Source organism: Peribacillus sp. NJ11 (assembly GCF_030348405.1).
GTDB lineage: Bacteria > Bacillota > Bacilli > Bacillales > DSM-1321 > Peribacillus.
In genome coordinates, this window is sequence record NZ_JAUCFO010000001.1 from 2,233,945 (window position 1) to 2,248,580 (window position 14,636).

A 14,636-nucleotide genomic window follows, 5' to 3' on the forward strand; every position below is an offset into this window, starting at 1 on the left:
ACGTTCATTCCGGATTCTAAACTATTAAAAGAGGTGCTTATAAAATGGAAAATACAACTCAGTTTCCACAGCCAAAGACTTACGGCCCCCTTGGCAGCCTGCCTATCATTGATAAGGATAAGCCGCTTCAGTCTTTCATGAAGCTGGCACGGGAACTTGGGCCGGTTTTTCAATTTCAATTTCCTGGTCGCATCGCTACATTCGTATCCAGTGCTGACCTCGCTAAAGAAATTTGTGATGAAGCAAGGTTTGATAAGAAAGTTGGACCTGCCCTACAAAAAGTGAGAGCGTTCGGCGGCGATGGTCTCTTCACAAGTGAAACCACGGAGCTGAATTGGAAAAAAGCCCATAACATCCTGCTGCCAAGCTTTAGCCAGCAGGCAATGAAGGGCTACCATGCTAAAATGGTGGATCTTGCAACCCAACTCATTCAAAAATGGGCTCGCCTGAATCCGGCTGATGAGATAGATGTTCCTGAAGATATGACACGATTGACCTTGGATACGATCGGACTCTGCGGGTTCAATTACCGCTTTAACAGTTTTTATCGGGAGACCACCCATCCTTTTGTCACCAGTATGGTGCGTGCGTTGGATGAAGCGATGAGCCAAACGCAGCGACTTGGCATCCAAGATAAACTGATGATCAAGTCTAAAAAACAATTCAGGGAAGACATTCAATATATGTTCTCTCTAGTGGATGAAATGATTGCTGAACGAAAACAAAATGGCGATCAAGGAGAAGATGATCTTCTTTCCCATATGTTGAAGGGAGTCGATCCTGAAACGGGCGTTTCCCTGGATGTTGAAAATATTCGTTTTCAAATCATTACCTTCTTAATAGCCGGGCATGAAACGACGAGCGGTCTCCTATCGTTCGCCATCTATTTCCTGATGAATAACAGGGACAAGTTAAAAAAAGCGCAGCAGGAAGTCGATGAAGTGCTTGGTGATGATGTTCCTGATTACACACAAGTGAAAAAGCTGAAATATGTCCGGATGGTGCTGAATGAAACGCTTCGTCTGTGGCCGACAGCACCGGCATTTTCCGTTTATGCTAAAGAAGATACCGTGCTGGGCGGAAAATACAAGGTGAAGAAAGGCGATGTGTTCTCGCTACTTATTCCTGAGCTTCACCGTGATCCATCCGTTTGGGGTGATGACGTTGAATCGTTCATTCCTGAGCGGTTCGAGGATTTGGATTCCATCCCTTATCATGCTTATAAACCGTTTGGAAACGGGCAGCGCGCCTGTATCGGACAGCAGTTTGCCCTTCATGAGGCAACACTGGTGCTTGGCATGGTTTTACAGCACTTTGACTTGATTGATCATGAAGAATATCAATTGGATGTTAAAGAAACGTTGACTCTCAAACCGGACGGGATGACCATGCGCGTTTCACCGAGGAAGCCGGAGATGTCGTTTACCGTTTCTTCTCCAGAACCAAAGTCTGCGGACAAAGGAGCCACGGCATCTTCAATCGAATCTGCACATGGTACACCATTACTTGTCCTGTTTGGGTCAAACATGGGAACAGCGGAAGGGATCGCCCGTGACCTTGCTGAATCAGGTAAGCGGCAAGGCTTCAATTCCGAGATTGCCCCTTTGAATGATTACACGGGTCGGCTACCTCGAGAAGGGGCTGTTCTCATTGTCTCGGCATCTTATAATGGAAATCCCCCTGATAATGCGGGTGACTTTGTTTCATGGCTGAAGGAAAGTCAGGATGACACATTGGATGGTGTTCACTATGCAATCTTCGGCTGCGGGGACCGCAATTGGGCCAATACGTACCAACGCATTCCACGTTTCATTGATGAGCAGCTGGAACAAAAAGGAGCGGTTCGGCTGTCAGAAACAGGCTATGGAGATGCAAGCGATGATTTTGAAGGTGATTACGAAAAATGGACAGAAGCCCTTTGGCCGAATCTTGCCAAAACCCTTAACATTGAAGTGAATATGAATGATCGGGTAGTCAGCTCGATTACGATGAACTTCGTAAGCGATGTGAGCGGCACGCCACTAGCCCGTACCCATCATGCTTTTACAGCCATTTTAAAAAGGAATTACGAATTACAACATGTGGAAAGTGGAAGAAGTACACGGCATATAGAGTTAACTTTGCCAGAGGGAATACATTATCAGGAAGGCGATCATCTCGGGGTTCTTCCACAAAATCCATCGGAACTTGTCGAGCGAGTGCTCAGTCGATTTAACCTAAACGGCCAAGATTACGTGAATCTGACTGGGGATTCGGGAAAAGCTGCCCATCTTCCTACAGGAAAACCAGTAAAACTCGAGGAGTTACTATCAAACCATGTGGAGTTCCAAGAACCCGCCACCAGGTCTCAAATTCGGGCGCTTGCCACTTACACGGTATGTCCTCCACATGTAAAAGAACTTGAAGAACTTCTTGAGGACAGTACCTATAAACGAGAAATCCTGAACAAGCGCATAACCATGCTTGATCTTATAGAAAAGTACCTTGCATGTGAAATCCCATTTGAACGTTTCTTGGCTTTACTGGCACCTTTAAAAGCAAGATACTACTCTATTTCAAGCTCTCCACTTCACAAGGAAGGAGAAGCAAGCATCACCGTCAGCGTCGTCCGCGGGGAAGCCTTGAGCGGCAACGGGGAATACAAAGGAATTGCATCGAATTATTTGGCAGAACGCTCCTTAGGTGACAAGGTAGCCTGCTTTATCACTACGCCGCAATCCAATTTCCAACTTCCAGAGCAAACAGGAAAACCAATCATCATGATTGGCCCTGGAACAGGAATTGCACCATTCAGAGGATTCATTCAGGCTCGTCGCGTTCTGAAGGAAAAAGGTGAAACGCTAGGGGCTGCCCACCTTTACTTTGGATGCCGTAATCCGGAACACGACTTCCTCTATCAAGAAGAACTCGTGCAAGCCGAACAAGAGGGACTTGTAACAATGCACACCGCTTTCTCAAGATGTCCCGGCCAAGAAAAAACGTATGTCCAGAACCGATTAGCGGAAAACGCTCATGACATACTTCCTTTATTAAAAGAAGGAGGAGGGCACCTATACATCTGCGGAGACGGAGGTAAAATGGCACCCGATGTTGAACGAACATTAATCGACAGCTATATGCATTTCTATCAAAAACCTCAAGAAGAAGCCACGGAATGGCTGCAATCATTAGAGGAGAATGGCAGATATGCAAAAGATGTTTGGGCAGGAGCATAAATAGGAGGGAGCAGCGATTCCAAGAGAATCGCTGCTTTTCTTGTGTGGCAATGATAAAAAATATGAATTCGCGAGTAAAACACGCAAACTCACGAGTAAACAGCACGAACTCACGAGTAAAACAGCAAAACTCACGAGTAAACAGCTCAAATTCACGAGTAAAACAGCAAAATTCACGAGTAAACAGCACGAACTCACGAGTAAAACACGCCAAACTCACGAGTAAAGTACGAACTCACGAGTAAAACCGCAAAACTCACGAGTAAACACGAACTCACGAGTAAAACACGCAAACTCACGAGTAAACAGCACGAACTCACGAGTAAAACACGTAAACTCACGAGTAAAGCGCAAACTTACGAGTAAAGTACGAACTCACGAGTAAAACAGCAAAACTCACGAGTAAAACACGCAAACTCACGAGTAAACAGCACAAATTCACGAGTAAAACACGCAAACTCACGAGTAAACAGCACGAACTCACGAGTAAAACACGCAAACTCACGAGTAAAGCGCAAACTTACGAGTAAAGTACGAACTCACGAGTAAAACAGCAAAACTCACGAGTAAAACAGCAAAACTCACGAGTAAACAGCACAAATTCACGAGTAAAACACGCAAACTCACGAGTAAACAGCTCAAACTTACGAGTAAAGTACGAACTCACGAGTAAACAGCACAAATTCACGAGTAAAACAGTAAAACTCACGAGTAAACAGCACGAACTCACGAGTAAAGTACGAATTCACGAGTAAAACAGCAAAATTCACGAGTAAACAGCTCAAACTCACGAGTAAAACACGCAAACTCACGAGTAAAGCGCAAACTTACGAGTAAAGTACGAACTCACGAGTAAAACAGCACGAACTAACGAGTAAAACAGCAAAACTCACGAGTGAAATAAGCTATTTTTCGCAAAAATAGAAGCGTTGGTTGCAAATGGGGAGTACAACATCCATTGAGGGAGGACGGACGTTTACGGATTCTTTATTCATTGTTAAAATTTGAAGGTGTGTTAATAGTGGAGGCAGATGACGCTCTCTATGGTCAACATTCGTCACGGCCATGTGGTGGGGTTAAACTAACGATAAAGGGGTCACTTTATATAATGTTTAAGTATACAGTTTGTTTTGTTAAGAAAGATAATGAAATACTCATGCTCAATCGGGAGAAGGCTCCAATTATGGGTGTATGGAACGGGGTAGGGGGTAAAATCGAGAACGGTGAAACACCTGATATAGGTGCACGGCGTGAGGTGTTTGAGGAAACGGACATTGAAGTAGAGACCTATTTTTCTAAAGGAACGGTAAATTGGGAGACTCCAGAAGGTGAACTGGATGGGATATATGTGTATTTGTATGAAGTGGATGCAGATTTAATATATGAAACACCGAAAAAAACGCGGGAAGGTATTCTGGAATGGAAATCGATTGAGTGGATCCTTCATCCAGAGAATCTCGGAATTGCTGAAATGGTCGCACAGTACTTACCGGTTCTATTGAAAAAAGAAGGAAACTACACATTCACTTACAAAAATGGTCAAACGTATCATTCATGAAACTAACCTTCCTTAAAAAAGGGATACTACCATTTTGAGCAGTATCCCTTTTTGGGCTGTCATATGAATGTTGATTGCGTCTACAAATTAACTTTCATTCTCGAATATCGTACCTTTTTTGAATCTTGAATCCTTAAAGGCGAACTTCATCAGAATAATATAGGCAATGCCTGCCACAACAACGCCGATGATCCAGGCAAGCTCCACTTTTATAAAGGCGGCACCGGCGCCGGTAAGGGTGGCGAGCAGTGCGCATGGATTATATCCTGCAAATGGTCCGTCTTCTCTGTATAAATCGGCAACATTCATTTTTTTCTTTCTTAATATATAATATTCGACTAATAAAATCGAAACGATCGGGCCTAAAAAAGCGGAATAAATCAGAATGAACATACCGAGCCCCTTCGCCGAAGAATCCTGTACAAGCACCCAAGGGAATGAGCAAAAGGCAAGAAGTCCGGTTAATTTGTTACAGAGGACCCATATGTCATGAAGTTGTATCTGATGTCCTTTTTAATTGTCTTAACTGGTTTTCAGTTGTTCTTGGAATGGAAGTACTTGAAAAACGCAAAAGAACATGTCATTACAATAGTTCAGCTTTTGTTAGCCTTAGTGATTATGTATAATGTGGATTATTTTATATAGGTTGGATGGTACATAAGGAGCGGATAATTTGAAAATAATGAGAGAAGCAACAAGCGGGGATATGGAAGCTGTGTATATGATGGGCCATGATGTTTGGGGAGACAAAATGGCAGCTAACGAATATATAACGATGTGTCGGAATTCCAGTAAATATAAAAAAGGTAAATGGCATGTTTTAGAAGAAACGGCTACAAAAGAGCTATTAAGTTCCTTGATTGTATATGAATTAAATCCCTCGGAAGCCTTGATTGTCAGAGGGATCGGTTCAATTGCCACCCCGATGCATTTGAGGAAAAAAGGATATGCATCGCTATTGATCCAGAAAGTGATAAACGATTTAGAGCAGAGGATGAATTGTACTGACTTTTTCCTATATAGCGATATTGGAACGGCATTTTATAAAAAATTGAACTTTATTGAACTCCCTTCCACTAAGCAAAAATATGAAGATAGTATTTGTATGTATTATTCGAATGAAAAGGATATGGACTCCATATCCTATGAAATCCCAAATTATTTTTAGTGGAATAGATATAGGGCTTTTAACATGAGAGTTGCTCAGGCAGCTCTTTTTTTTATGGAGCTAACTGGGCAAATAGCGACTGTAATTTTAAAAATTTAAATGCAATAATTGGGACATTCGTTTAAATAACTAACAAGTAAATGAGGGGGAGTCTTATGGAGAGGATTAATTATTCTATTGTTGATGTGTTTTCAAATGGAAAATATACAGGAAATCAACTCGCGGTTTTTAAAAACGCTGGAAATGTTCCAGATAATGAAATGCAACAAATAGCCAAAGAAATTAATTTTTCAGAAACTACCTTTATCTTGTCTGATTCAAAAATTGATGGCGGTTATGATGTCCGGATTTTTACACCTAATGAAGAGGTTCCTTTTGCTGGCCATCCGACTTTAGGAACTGCATACATCATTCAAAACGAAGTATTGGATGAACCATTGGAAAACATTATTTTAAACTTTAAAGGTGGTCAGATAACAGTATCATTCAATAATCAGGAAGAACTAATATGGATGAAACAAAATGAACCAACTTTCGGCCGGATTTTAGATGAAAATAAAATTTCTGAAGTTTTAAATATACATAAAGAAAACATAGATGATAGATTTCCCATTCAGGAAGTTTCGACTGGACTACCAGTGATTGTTGTCCCATTAAAATCATTGGATGCCGTTAAAAAAGTAAAGGTGAATAGAGAAAAATATTTTAAGTTAATTGAACATACTGAGGCAAAAGCCATTATGGTTTTTTCTCCAGAAACGTATAACTCGAAAAATGATTTAAATGTTCGAGACTTTGCAGATTTTTATGGTATCCCCGAAGATGCAGCTACTGGCAGTTCTAATGGATGTTTAGCTTCCTACTTAGTTAAATACCGGTATTTTGAAAATAGTGAAATAAACGTTCGCGTAGAACAAGGATACGAAATCGGAAGGCCTTCTTTGTTGTTTTTAAAAGCAGGGGATGTTAACGGGAAAATCAACGTTCATGTAGGAGGTAAAGTAGTGAAAATTGCTCAAGGTGAATGGTACCTTTAATAACCTAACATTCTAACAGGTGCTTTGCTTCGAAATAGTAAGGTTGCTGAGGCAGCCTTTTTCTTATTGAACTTAGCTTCGCTATTAATCTCGTGATCTTTAATGAATCCTATTTTTCTTTCGCAAAATAAAAAGTCCCACAAAAAAATCCCCCCAAAAGGAGGCATTCAATATGAATAAAGAATCAATATTAATCGTAGAAGACGAAGAGAAAATCTTGAGACTGCTTGAATTAGAGCTTGAAATCGAAGGCTACCGAATCGGAAAGGCAATGGACGGGAATGAAGCACTTGAAGTATATGGATCAGGAAAATGGGATTTGATCTTATTGGATGTCATGCTTCCAGGCATTAGCGGGATCGAGCTGCTTCGTAAAATTCGTACGAAAAACACTTTTACACCTGTCATCCTGTTAACGGCAAAGGGGTCGGTTGAAGATAAAGTTTCTGGTCTTGATCTCGGCGCGAATGACTACATTACAAAACCCTTCCAAATTGAGGAATTGCTTGCTCGAATCCGTGCGGTTTTAAGAATGCGAACTTCAGCACCTTTAATGGAAGATGACGGCGATGAATGGCTAAATACTGCTGATTTAAGGTTAAATGTCAAAACGCGCGAAGTCATCAGAGGCGAAAACGAAATTGACCTAACCCCAAAGGAGTATGATTTACTTCTTTATTTACTGAAGAATAAGCGTCAAGTGCTAAATCGGGATCAAATTCTGGAAGCGGTCTGGGGGTATGATTTCTATGGAGAAACAAACGTAGTGGATGTGTATATCCGATATGTTCGAAAAAAGCTCGAATATGGCTTTGATGCGCCACTTATTCATACTGTAAGAGGCGTTGGCTACGTCATGAAGGAAGCCAAATGAGACTTCGAAGGAAAATAAATTTATATACAACGGTGTTATTCATTTTCCTGCTGCTTTTGATGAATGTTTCCATTTATTTTGTTTTCAGTAAACAGGTGATGATGAATGAACTTAATCGTGCGAAAGCGGAGACAGAGAAAATGGCATTTGATGTTAGTGAAAATGTAAATCGTATTTCGCCAAATGATTTACTCCGTGCCTATGTGCCTATAGATGGCATGGTTGGTATTGTAATAGAGGGTCAAAGGCAAGGAACAGTTGTTACATCCAATTCTGAAAAACAGTTATGCAATCGACCTAGCAGCTTTTACCCAGGTGAGGAGAGCGCGATCATCACTTTTGATCAGAAAAAGTATGTGTTCGTTTCAAACCCGATCGTTTGGGGCGATGGAAGTGTAGTTAATCTTCAAATTACCAAAAGCATTCAAGCAACAGAAGAAATGCTCGCTGTTCTTCGCATTGTATTAATTGCTGTAACGGTCATCGCCATGATTCCTGTTTTGATATCAAGCAGTATTCTCAGTAATTTCATTGCTCGTCCGATTCGCTCGATGATTGAAACGATGAAAGAGATTCAAACAAGTGGCCAATTTAAGCGACTCAGCCTAGAAGAAAATTCAAAAGATGAACTTGTGGAAATGGGGAAAACCTTTAATCACATGATCGATTTGTTACAGGCTAACTTCGAGAAACAGGAGCAATTCGTATCAAATGCTTCACATGAATTAAAAACACCGCTAACTGTCATCGAAAGCTATGCAAGTCTTTTGCAAAGAAGGGGTTTAAAGCGTCCTGATTTGTTTGATGAATCAATAGATGCCATTCATTCTGAAGCCATTAGAATGAGAGAGATGACAGAGCAATTGCTCCTGCTTGCAAAGCATCAGGAAAAATGGAATATAGAGAAGGAAAACGTAAATCTGACTGATATCATGGCAGATTTAGCAAAAGTGTATAAAAATGCGTACGATCGAACAGTGGAGATTCATAGCAGCGATGCAATTGAAGCATTAACGGACGTTCAAAAGTTAAAACAGCTTTTGTTCATTTTTTTGGACAATGCAAGAAAGTATAGTGACGAACATATCTCAGTTTACATAGGAAAAACAGGTAATGAAGCATATATCCGCATCGAAGACAGAGGGGACGGAATCCCAAAGGCTGAATTGCCAAAAGTGTTCGATCGCTTTTATCGTGTAGATGAAGCAAGAAGCCGAAAGCAAGGCGGATCAGGATTAGGGCTTTCCATGGCAAAGGAAATTGCCGAGGCAATTGATGTCCGGATTGAAATGGATAGTCTCGAAGGCAGGGGAACAATCGTCACTCTTTTATTTACTTAAGTCCCTTTACTGAAAGAGATTTAAATAAAAGAATGGGTGAATTCTTATTTAATTAAGCCAGAATGACGTTGGATGGGTGATACGATGAAGAGTAGAAGATGGCTGGTACCAGTTGGGTTAATTGTCGTGTTTGGTCTGCTTTCATTTGTCGGATTTCAATGGTGGGCTCCATCATTATCCGCGGAAAACTTGACTATAGAAGAAGTGAACCAGTTAGCAAAGGATAAATATCCTGGAACCATTATTAAGACAACGAAAAATGATGGTGAAGAATATCAGATTGAAATGCAGCTTGAAACTGGGGTATATCAAATTAGGATGGATGCAGAAAGTGGGGAAGTTAATTTCATAAAAAGGAAGAGGTTGACTAAAGAAACTTCAGATCATGCAACTGAAGAAACGACGAAAAAAACACCTCAAAAGCAACTAACTCAAAAAGAAATAAAGGAAAGTATTTCCACAAAAGGTGATCTGGAACAAATTGATTTTGTGCAGGAAAAAGACAACTCCTATTATAAAGCAGTTGTAAATAAGAATAATGAAAAAACCACATTAATACTCGACCCATATACAGGAGCCATTATTGACTCAACGAAGGTAGCAGATAGTATCATTACAGAGAAAGAAGCAATTGCGATTGCCGAAAAACATGTAAAAGGAACAGGTGATGATACGGAATTTTATCAACCCCCGAATCAGACACCCTATTATTTGGTCGAAGTTGAATTGGAAGACGATCGTGACGCAGTTGTCCAAGTGGACGGTTACACAAAAGAAGTAAAAACAGTCACATGGGAAGATGATGATGATGATGTGGATGATAATGATGACTCTAAATAAAACAGTTTGCTCAAAACTGAGAAAAACCAAGAGATGTTTCCCATCACATTTCAATTTTTCTTTCCGCTAAAATAAAAAAGGGTGATACCAATTAGATGTCTAATGGGTATCACCCTTTTTTGTTGAGTAAGGGAAATGCAAAACAAAAGAGAAGAAATTGTAATAATTCTCACCATTTTCTAATCCTTCTATCATTTAACTCTAATTTACTAACTTTAACATGGAATTAGCTTAAAAGAAGGTTCCATCCATGTAAAACGAAGCCAAATAAGATCATTGGAAGAAAGGCATCTGGATCATTGTACATACCCTTTTTTAGAACATTACCTTCTATAACAATTTAACAAAGAATTGCAACGGAAAGGAGAATGATGAATGTCAATCATTTCGAGTATTTTGGATTATAACAAGACGTTTGTCGATCAAAACAAATATACAGAGTTTCAAACGACAAAGTATCCAGATAAAAAGATCGTCATTATAACGTGTATGGATACCCGACTGTTGGAATTGCTTCCAAAGGCGTTGGGTTTAAAAAATGGGGATGCGAAAATCATTAAAAACGCAGGAGCTATTGTTTCTCACCCCTTTGGCAGTATTATGCGCAGTATCCTTGTCGCTATTTATGAGCTGAAAGCGGAGGAAGTATGCGTGATCGGACATCACGGATGCGGTATGGTGGGGCTTCAATCCTCTTCACTTCTTGATGCCGCAAAGCAGAAGGAAGTCAGTCAGGAGCATATTGATATCCTAACAAACTCTGGTATTGATTTATCAAAATGGCTGTCAGGTTTTCAATGCGTGGAGGAGAGTGTTACAAATAGTGTCCGTTTGATCAAAAACCATCCCTTATTACCGGATTCCATTGCCGTTCACGGTATGGTCATCCATCCCGAAACCGGTAAATTGGATCGAATCATAGATGGATATAGCAACGTTGTCAGCAAGGATGAAATACATATTCAATAAAAGAAGGAGTGATAAAATGATGGGTTCTAGCAGGCTTGAAGGATACAACTTTGGCCATTTTCAGAAAGACCTGGTTGCCGGTGTGGTAGTTGGGATTGTAGCAATTCCTTTAGCGATGGCTTTTGCCATTGCTTCAGGGGTAAGACCAGAATACGGACTATACACATCAATCATAGCTGGAATCATGGTCTCCCTTTTAGGCGGATCGAGATATCAAATTGCAGGCCCGACTGGAGCCTTTGTCCCGATCTTGTTGGGAGTGGTCATGCAGTACGGATATGAAAAACTGTTAATCGCCGGTTTCTTGGCAGGTATCATGATTTTTCTTTTAGGTGTGTTCAAACTGGGGAGATTCATCAAGTTCATTCCGCGTCCAGTTACCATCGGCTTTACTGCTGGAATTGCTGTGATTATCTTTTCTGGCCAGATTGCCAATTTCTTTGGACTCAGTAACTTAAAAAAAGAAGAAGTCTTTCTTTTAAACATGAAAGAAATCTTATTGAACTTCAATACAGTTAATATCTACAGTGTACTGGTGGCTATCATAAGTTTAACTCTCGTCATATTAACTCCAAAATATTTACCGAAAATCCCTGGAGCATTGCTGGGATTGATTGTATCAACTCTAGTGGCCACCTTTTTCTTTCCTGATCAGGTAGCGACCATTGGATCGGCTTATGGCGCCATCCCTAATGCATTGCCCCATTTTCAGTTCCCCCATATCACTGGCAGCCTAGTGATTGAACTCCTTCCGGCAGCTTTGGTCATTGCCATGCTTGGAGGAATTGAATCACTATTATCCGCTGTAGTGGCAGACGGCATGACCAACAGTAAACATAACAGCAATAAAGAGCTGATGGGGCAAGGATTGACCAATATGATTACGCCATTATTTGGAGGCATTCCGGCTACAGGTGCCATCGCCCGTACCGCAACGAATATTAAAAACGGTGCAGTTTCCCCTATATCAGGTGTGATACATGGGTTGGTGGTATTGCTGGTGTTAGTCAGTTTAGCTCCTTATGCTTCTGCCATTCCTTTGGCAAGCATGGCTCCCATTCTTATGTTTGTCGCATGGAACATGAGCGAACGCCAAGAATTTTCGCATATCTTAAAAGCAAAAACCATGGATTCGGTCGTATTGATCGTCACCTTCTTGTTAACAGTTTTGATTGACCTGACAACAGGAGTTGGAATCGGTTTACTATTAGCTATTCTATCTTTTGTTAAACTAATGAGCGGTACACTGAAATTGACAAAGGTTTTACCAGATCCAGCTGATAAACTAGTTAAACCGGAAATGGTGCAACAAGGTTCAAGCTGCCCGCAGATAAACATTTATACGATAGAAGGACCTTTATTCTTTGGTTCAATCGAAAGGTTGCAAGAAGAAATCGAAGAAATGATGCGTTCTAAACCAAAAGTCCTCCTATTAAGAATGAGCAATGTGTCATTCATTGATACTTCGGGTGAAGCACTTCTCACCGACATTGTGAAGCAATTCAAGTCCCACAAACTACAAGTGTTGATTTCCGGGATTCAACAGGAACCTAAAGAAATGCTCGAAAAAACCGGTTTTATTAAACTGGTTGGTGAAGAACGGTTCTTTTCCAATACGGGTGATGCCATTAATGAAGCTTTATCCAAACTGGATGAGAACCGTTGTAAAGGGTGTAAACAATTTGCTTTTGATGAATGTACGGTACTCTCCCAGCAGGTTCCAAAGCCTGCGGTATTAAAACAGAAAAGAAAACGGGAGATAGGGTTAACATGACCCTTATCAAGAAAGATCAATTCACGAAAATTAAGGCATCCGCTTTTGGCAGATGCCCTTTTTTCTAATCAACTATCTTCTTGATTCACCATGGCTATAAATGAATACGGTAGTAGTCAGGAAGGTTACAAGTAGAAGTAACTCAAATACAAATAGATTCATGAAGACACAATGGAGAGGGAGGGACAGAAGCCTCTCAGCCATAGCGAAAAGCCGGATTTCAATACTTCTTGAATCCGGCTGTTCGTTATTACTCCTTATTGAAGAGTTTTGGGTAGACATGGTGAATTGTGGTCAAAGTATACCTCATAGTATCGCCATTCATAAATGATGTTCAATTAATCACTGAGGTGTTTGATCTTAATATTATGAAAGACCGCTTTGCCTCCCTCTGAGAAGAGGGATATTCCTTTATCATCAAATTCAGGGAATATTAAATTTGAATGTGCAATCTTTCCATCATCCACAAACACCTCAATACTTGTTTTATCAATGAGGATCTTTAAGTGAACATGTTTCTTGCTAGCATCATATGGAGCAATGCTTTTAATATATTGATTACTTTCGTCAGGGTGTTCGGTAAAAGTTCGATTGACATAAGAGTAGTTTTCTTCTACAAAAATTCCTACGTCAATGTGGCGTGTTCGATCTGCTGATTCTCGAAGCCTTAAGCCTACATTGTTTATGTCTGACCAATTGATATCCGTCTCCAATTGATATACATCACCTTTTACATCTAGTGTTTTGGAACCATTCACTTCAATTTGTTCATAGGAATCCGTTGAACTCGTCAATTCTTTCAATGCTTCGATAGGTTGTGAAGATAAATAATATAGGTTGTTGCCCCCATGTTTTAGCCCGATTTGGCGAACGATGGAATCCATTCCATTAAAGCCCTCTTTCAGGGTCGGAGTATTATCAGCATAGGCCCAATTATTCATCCAAGCGAGAGCATAACGTTTGTTGTATTTATCGCTTTCTGTCCCATCTTCAAATGTAACTCCACCATACCAATCGAAGCCATAATCCAACCATTGCGGTTCATTGTAATCTGGGAAGAATTCCATTCCATCAAAGCTTCCAGTCCAATAGGCATATGTGTTTGGTTTACCATTCGATTGCCCATTAGCACTGACACCAAGTACCCATTTTAAAGTCCCGTCATCCGCCCGTAACAAATAAAGGTCCGGGCACTCTACAATACCTATGTTTTTCGTGACAAAACCGCTCATATACTGCCAATCTTTTAGGTTGTTAGACTTATAAAAACCTATTTTTGTTCCCTCAGCCATGACCATTATCCATTTATGATCACTGTCATCCCAGATGATTTTTGGATCTCTAAAATCTTTCGTTCCTGGATTTGAAATGATGGGATCATCACTGTAGGAGGTAAATGTTTTACCGTTGTCCGTACTATACCATAGAAATTGTTCCTGTTTACCGCCATCCTTGGAGGGCTGCGTAACAATTGCCACAAGAGCATCTTTTCCAAAGCCTGCCGTATTTTCCTTGTCCACAACGACTGATCCCGACCATGGATCTCCATTATCATTGGTATATTTCGGAATGGCTATCCCTTGATCACTCCAATGCACCAAGTCCTCTGAGGTTGAATGACGCCATTCTGTTCCATTTCCATCCGGATAATCCCCATTATAGAGGTAAAAGTAATGGTACTCACCATCAATGAAAATCGGCCTTTGAGGATCGTTTTTCCATTTGTCAGGTACAGTGAAATGGTAGTTAGCTCGATACGATTCCTCTTTATGCTTAACTGGTAAAGTTGATTTGACTAGATAGACTAATAATCCGGCAATGAACAATCCAAGTAATAATAGAGCCAACGACTTAAAACCTT

General features: G+C 40.5%; 16 protein-coding genes and 1 pseudogene. 10 read left to right on the forward strand and 7 right to left on the reverse strand.

Annotation, left to right across the window (positions count from 1 at the left end):
• Window positions 1-44 precede the first annotated feature (44 nt).
• A complete protein-coding gene (locus QUF86_RS11075; RefSeq protein WP_289334347.1) occupies window positions 45-3,215 on the forward strand; it encodes a bifunctional cytochrome P450/NADPH--P450 reductase in 3,171 nt (1,056 codons plus the stop codon).
• On the opposite strand, the gene QUF86_RS11080 is transcribed toward QUF86_RS11075, so the two are convergent.
• Genes QUF86_RS11080 through QUF86_RS11100 form a run of 5 tightly spaced genes read right to left on the reverse strand, consistent with a single transcriptional unit; the run spans window position 3,168 to window position 4,027 of the window.
• Entirely contained in the window at window positions 3,168-3,413 is a 246-nt protein-coding gene (locus QUF86_RS11080; RefSeq protein ID WP_289334348.1) for a hypothetical protein, read from the reverse strand. The genes QUF86_RS11075 and QUF86_RS11080 overlap by 48 nt on opposite strands.
• On the reverse strand, window positions 3,410-3,556 hold the full coding sequence (locus QUF86_RS11085) for a hypothetical protein (RefSeq protein WP_289334349.1): 147 nt from the start codon (window positions 3,554-3,556) through the stop codon (window positions 3,410-3,412). Before QUF86_RS11085 ends, QUF86_RS11080 begins: the two co-directional genes overlap by 4 nt.
• The gene (locus tag QUF86_RS11090; RefSeq protein ID WP_289334350.1) at window positions 3,553-3,720 is read right to left on the reverse strand and encodes a hypothetical protein; all 168 of its coding nucleotides are present in this window, start codon (window positions 3,718-3,720) and stop codon (window positions 3,553-3,555) included. The genes QUF86_RS11085 and QUF86_RS11090 overlap by 4 nt, the downstream gene beginning before the upstream one ends.
• Window positions 3,717-3,842: a hypothetical protein gene (locus QUF86_RS11095; protein ID WP_289334351.1), complete on the reverse strand. Its 126-nt coding sequence runs from the start codon at window positions 3,840-3,842 to the stop codon at window positions 3,717-3,719. Before QUF86_RS11095 ends, QUF86_RS11090 begins: the two co-directional genes overlap by 4 nt.
• A gap of 17 nt (window positions 3,843-3,859) precedes the next feature.
• The gene (locus QUF86_RS11100; protein WP_289334352.1) at window positions 3,860-4,027 is read right to left on the reverse strand and encodes a hypothetical protein; all 168 of its coding nucleotides are present in this window, start codon (window positions 4,025-4,027) and stop codon (window positions 3,860-3,862) included.
• A 296-nt stretch (window positions 4,028-4,323) separates the two neighbouring features.
• Between QUF86_RS11100 and QUF86_RS11105 the strand changes: the two genes are divergently transcribed.
• Window positions 4,324-4,773, forward strand: a complete 450-nt coding sequence (locus QUF86_RS11105) for an NUDIX hydrolase (RefSeq protein WP_289334353.1) — start codon at window positions 4,324-4,326, stop codon at window positions 4,771-4,773.
• Between the two features lie 87 nt (window positions 4,774-4,860).
• On the opposite strand, the pseudogene QUF86_RS11110 reads toward QUF86_RS11105, so the two are convergent.
• A pseudogene (locus tag QUF86_RS11110) lies at window positions 4,861-5,238 on the reverse strand (cytosine permease); the annotation flags it as partial.
• 24 nt (window positions 5,239-5,262) lie between these two features.
• On the opposite strand from QUF86_RS11110, the gene QUF86_RS28590 reads away from it, so the two are divergent.
• The 8 genes from QUF86_RS28590 to QUF86_RS11145 all read left to right on the forward strand — a co-directional run bounded on the left by QUF86_RS28590 (window position 5,263) and on the right by QUF86_RS11145 (window position 12,775).
• Window positions 5,263-5,418 (forward strand): DUF4181 domain-containing protein, encoded by a 156-nt coding sequence (locus QUF86_RS28590; RefSeq protein ID WP_353957655.1) that lies wholly within the window; start codon window positions 5,263-5,265, stop codon window positions 5,416-5,418.
• A gap of 28 nt (window positions 5,419-5,446) precedes the next feature.
• Entirely contained in the window at window positions 5,447-5,941 is a 495-nt protein-coding gene (locus QUF86_RS11115) for a hypothetical protein (RefSeq protein ID WP_289334354.1), read from the forward strand.
• 155 nt (window positions 5,942-6,096) lie between these two features.
• Window positions 6,097-6,978, forward strand: coding sequence for a PhzF family phenazine biosynthesis protein (locus QUF86_RS11120; RefSeq protein ID WP_289334355.1), 882 nt, complete (start codon window positions 6,097-6,099; stop codon window positions 6,976-6,978).
• Between the two features lie 172 nt (window positions 6,979-7,150).
• Window positions 7,151-7,852, forward strand: a complete 702-nt coding sequence (locus QUF86_RS11125; protein WP_289334356.1) for a response regulator transcription factor — start codon at window positions 7,151-7,153, stop codon at window positions 7,850-7,852.
• Window positions 7,849-9,192 carry a sensor histidine kinase gene (locus QUF86_RS11130; protein ID WP_289334357.1) on the forward strand — a complete coding sequence of 448 codons (1,344 nt, stop codon included), beginning with the start codon at window positions 7,849-7,851 and terminating at the stop codon, window positions 9,190-9,192. Before QUF86_RS11125 ends, QUF86_RS11130 begins: the two co-directional genes overlap by 4 nt.
• A gap of 84 nt (window positions 9,193-9,276) precedes the next feature.
• Entirely contained in the window at window positions 9,277-10,032 is a 756-nt protein-coding gene (locus QUF86_RS11135) for a PepSY domain-containing protein (RefSeq protein ID WP_289334358.1), read from the forward strand.
• Between the two features lie 375 nt (window positions 10,033-10,407).
• Entirely contained in the window at window positions 10,408-11,001 is a 594-nt protein-coding gene (locus tag QUF86_RS11140; RefSeq protein ID WP_289334359.1) for a beta-class carbonic anhydrase, read from the forward strand.
• Window positions 11,002-11,017: 16 nt separating this feature from the next.
• The gene (locus QUF86_RS11145) at window positions 11,018-12,775 is read left to right on the forward strand and encodes a SulP family inorganic anion transporter (protein ID WP_289334360.1); all 1,758 of its coding nucleotides are present in this window, start codon (window positions 11,018-11,020) and stop codon (window positions 12,773-12,775) included.
• A 338-nt stretch (window positions 12,776-13,113) separates the two neighbouring features.
• On the opposite strand, the gene QUF86_RS11150 is transcribed toward QUF86_RS11145, so the two are convergent.
• Window positions 13,114-14,622, reverse strand: a complete 1,509-nt coding sequence (locus tag QUF86_RS11150; protein ID WP_289334361.1) for a glycoside hydrolase family 32 protein — start codon at window positions 14,620-14,622, stop codon at window positions 13,114-13,116.
• Window positions 14,623-14,636: the final 14 nt, after the last annotated feature.

Excerpts from the sequence above, each read along its gene's own strand:
- QUF86_RS11075 (WP_289334347.1), top strand. The coding sequence starts at position 45 with ATGGAAAATACAACTCAGTTTCCACAGCCAAAGACTTACGGCCCCCTT.
- QUF86_RS11105 (WP_289334353.1), top strand. The coding sequence starts at position 4,324 with ATGTTTAAGTATACAGTTTGTTTTGTTAAGAAAGATAATGAAATACTC.
- QUF86_RS28590 (WP_353957655.1), top strand. The coding sequence starts at position 5,263 with ATGAAGTTGTATCTGATGTCCTTTTTAATTGTCTTAACTGGTTTTCAG.
- QUF86_RS11120 (WP_289334355.1), top strand. The coding sequence starts at position 6,097 with ATGGAGAGGATTAATTATTCTATTGTTGATGTGTTTTCAAATGGAAAA.
- QUF86_RS11125 (WP_289334356.1), top strand. The coding sequence starts at position 7,151 with ATGAATAAAGAATCAATATTAATCGTAGAAGACGAAGAGAAAATCTTG.
- QUF86_RS11130 (WP_289334357.1), top strand. The coding sequence starts at position 7,849 with ATGAGACTTCGAAGGAAAATAAATTTATATACAACGGTGTTATTCATT.
- QUF86_RS11135 (WP_289334358.1), top strand. The coding sequence starts at position 9,277 with ATGAAGAGTAGAAGATGGCTGGTACCAGTTGGGTTAATTGTCGTGTTT.
- QUF86_RS11140 (WP_289334359.1), top strand. The coding sequence starts at position 10,408 with ATGTCAATCATTTCGAGTATTTTGGATTATAACAAGACGTTTGTCGAT.
- QUF86_RS11145 (WP_289334360.1), top strand. The coding sequence starts at position 11,018 with ATGATGGGTTCTAGCAGGCTTGAAGGATACAACTTTGGCCATTTTCAG.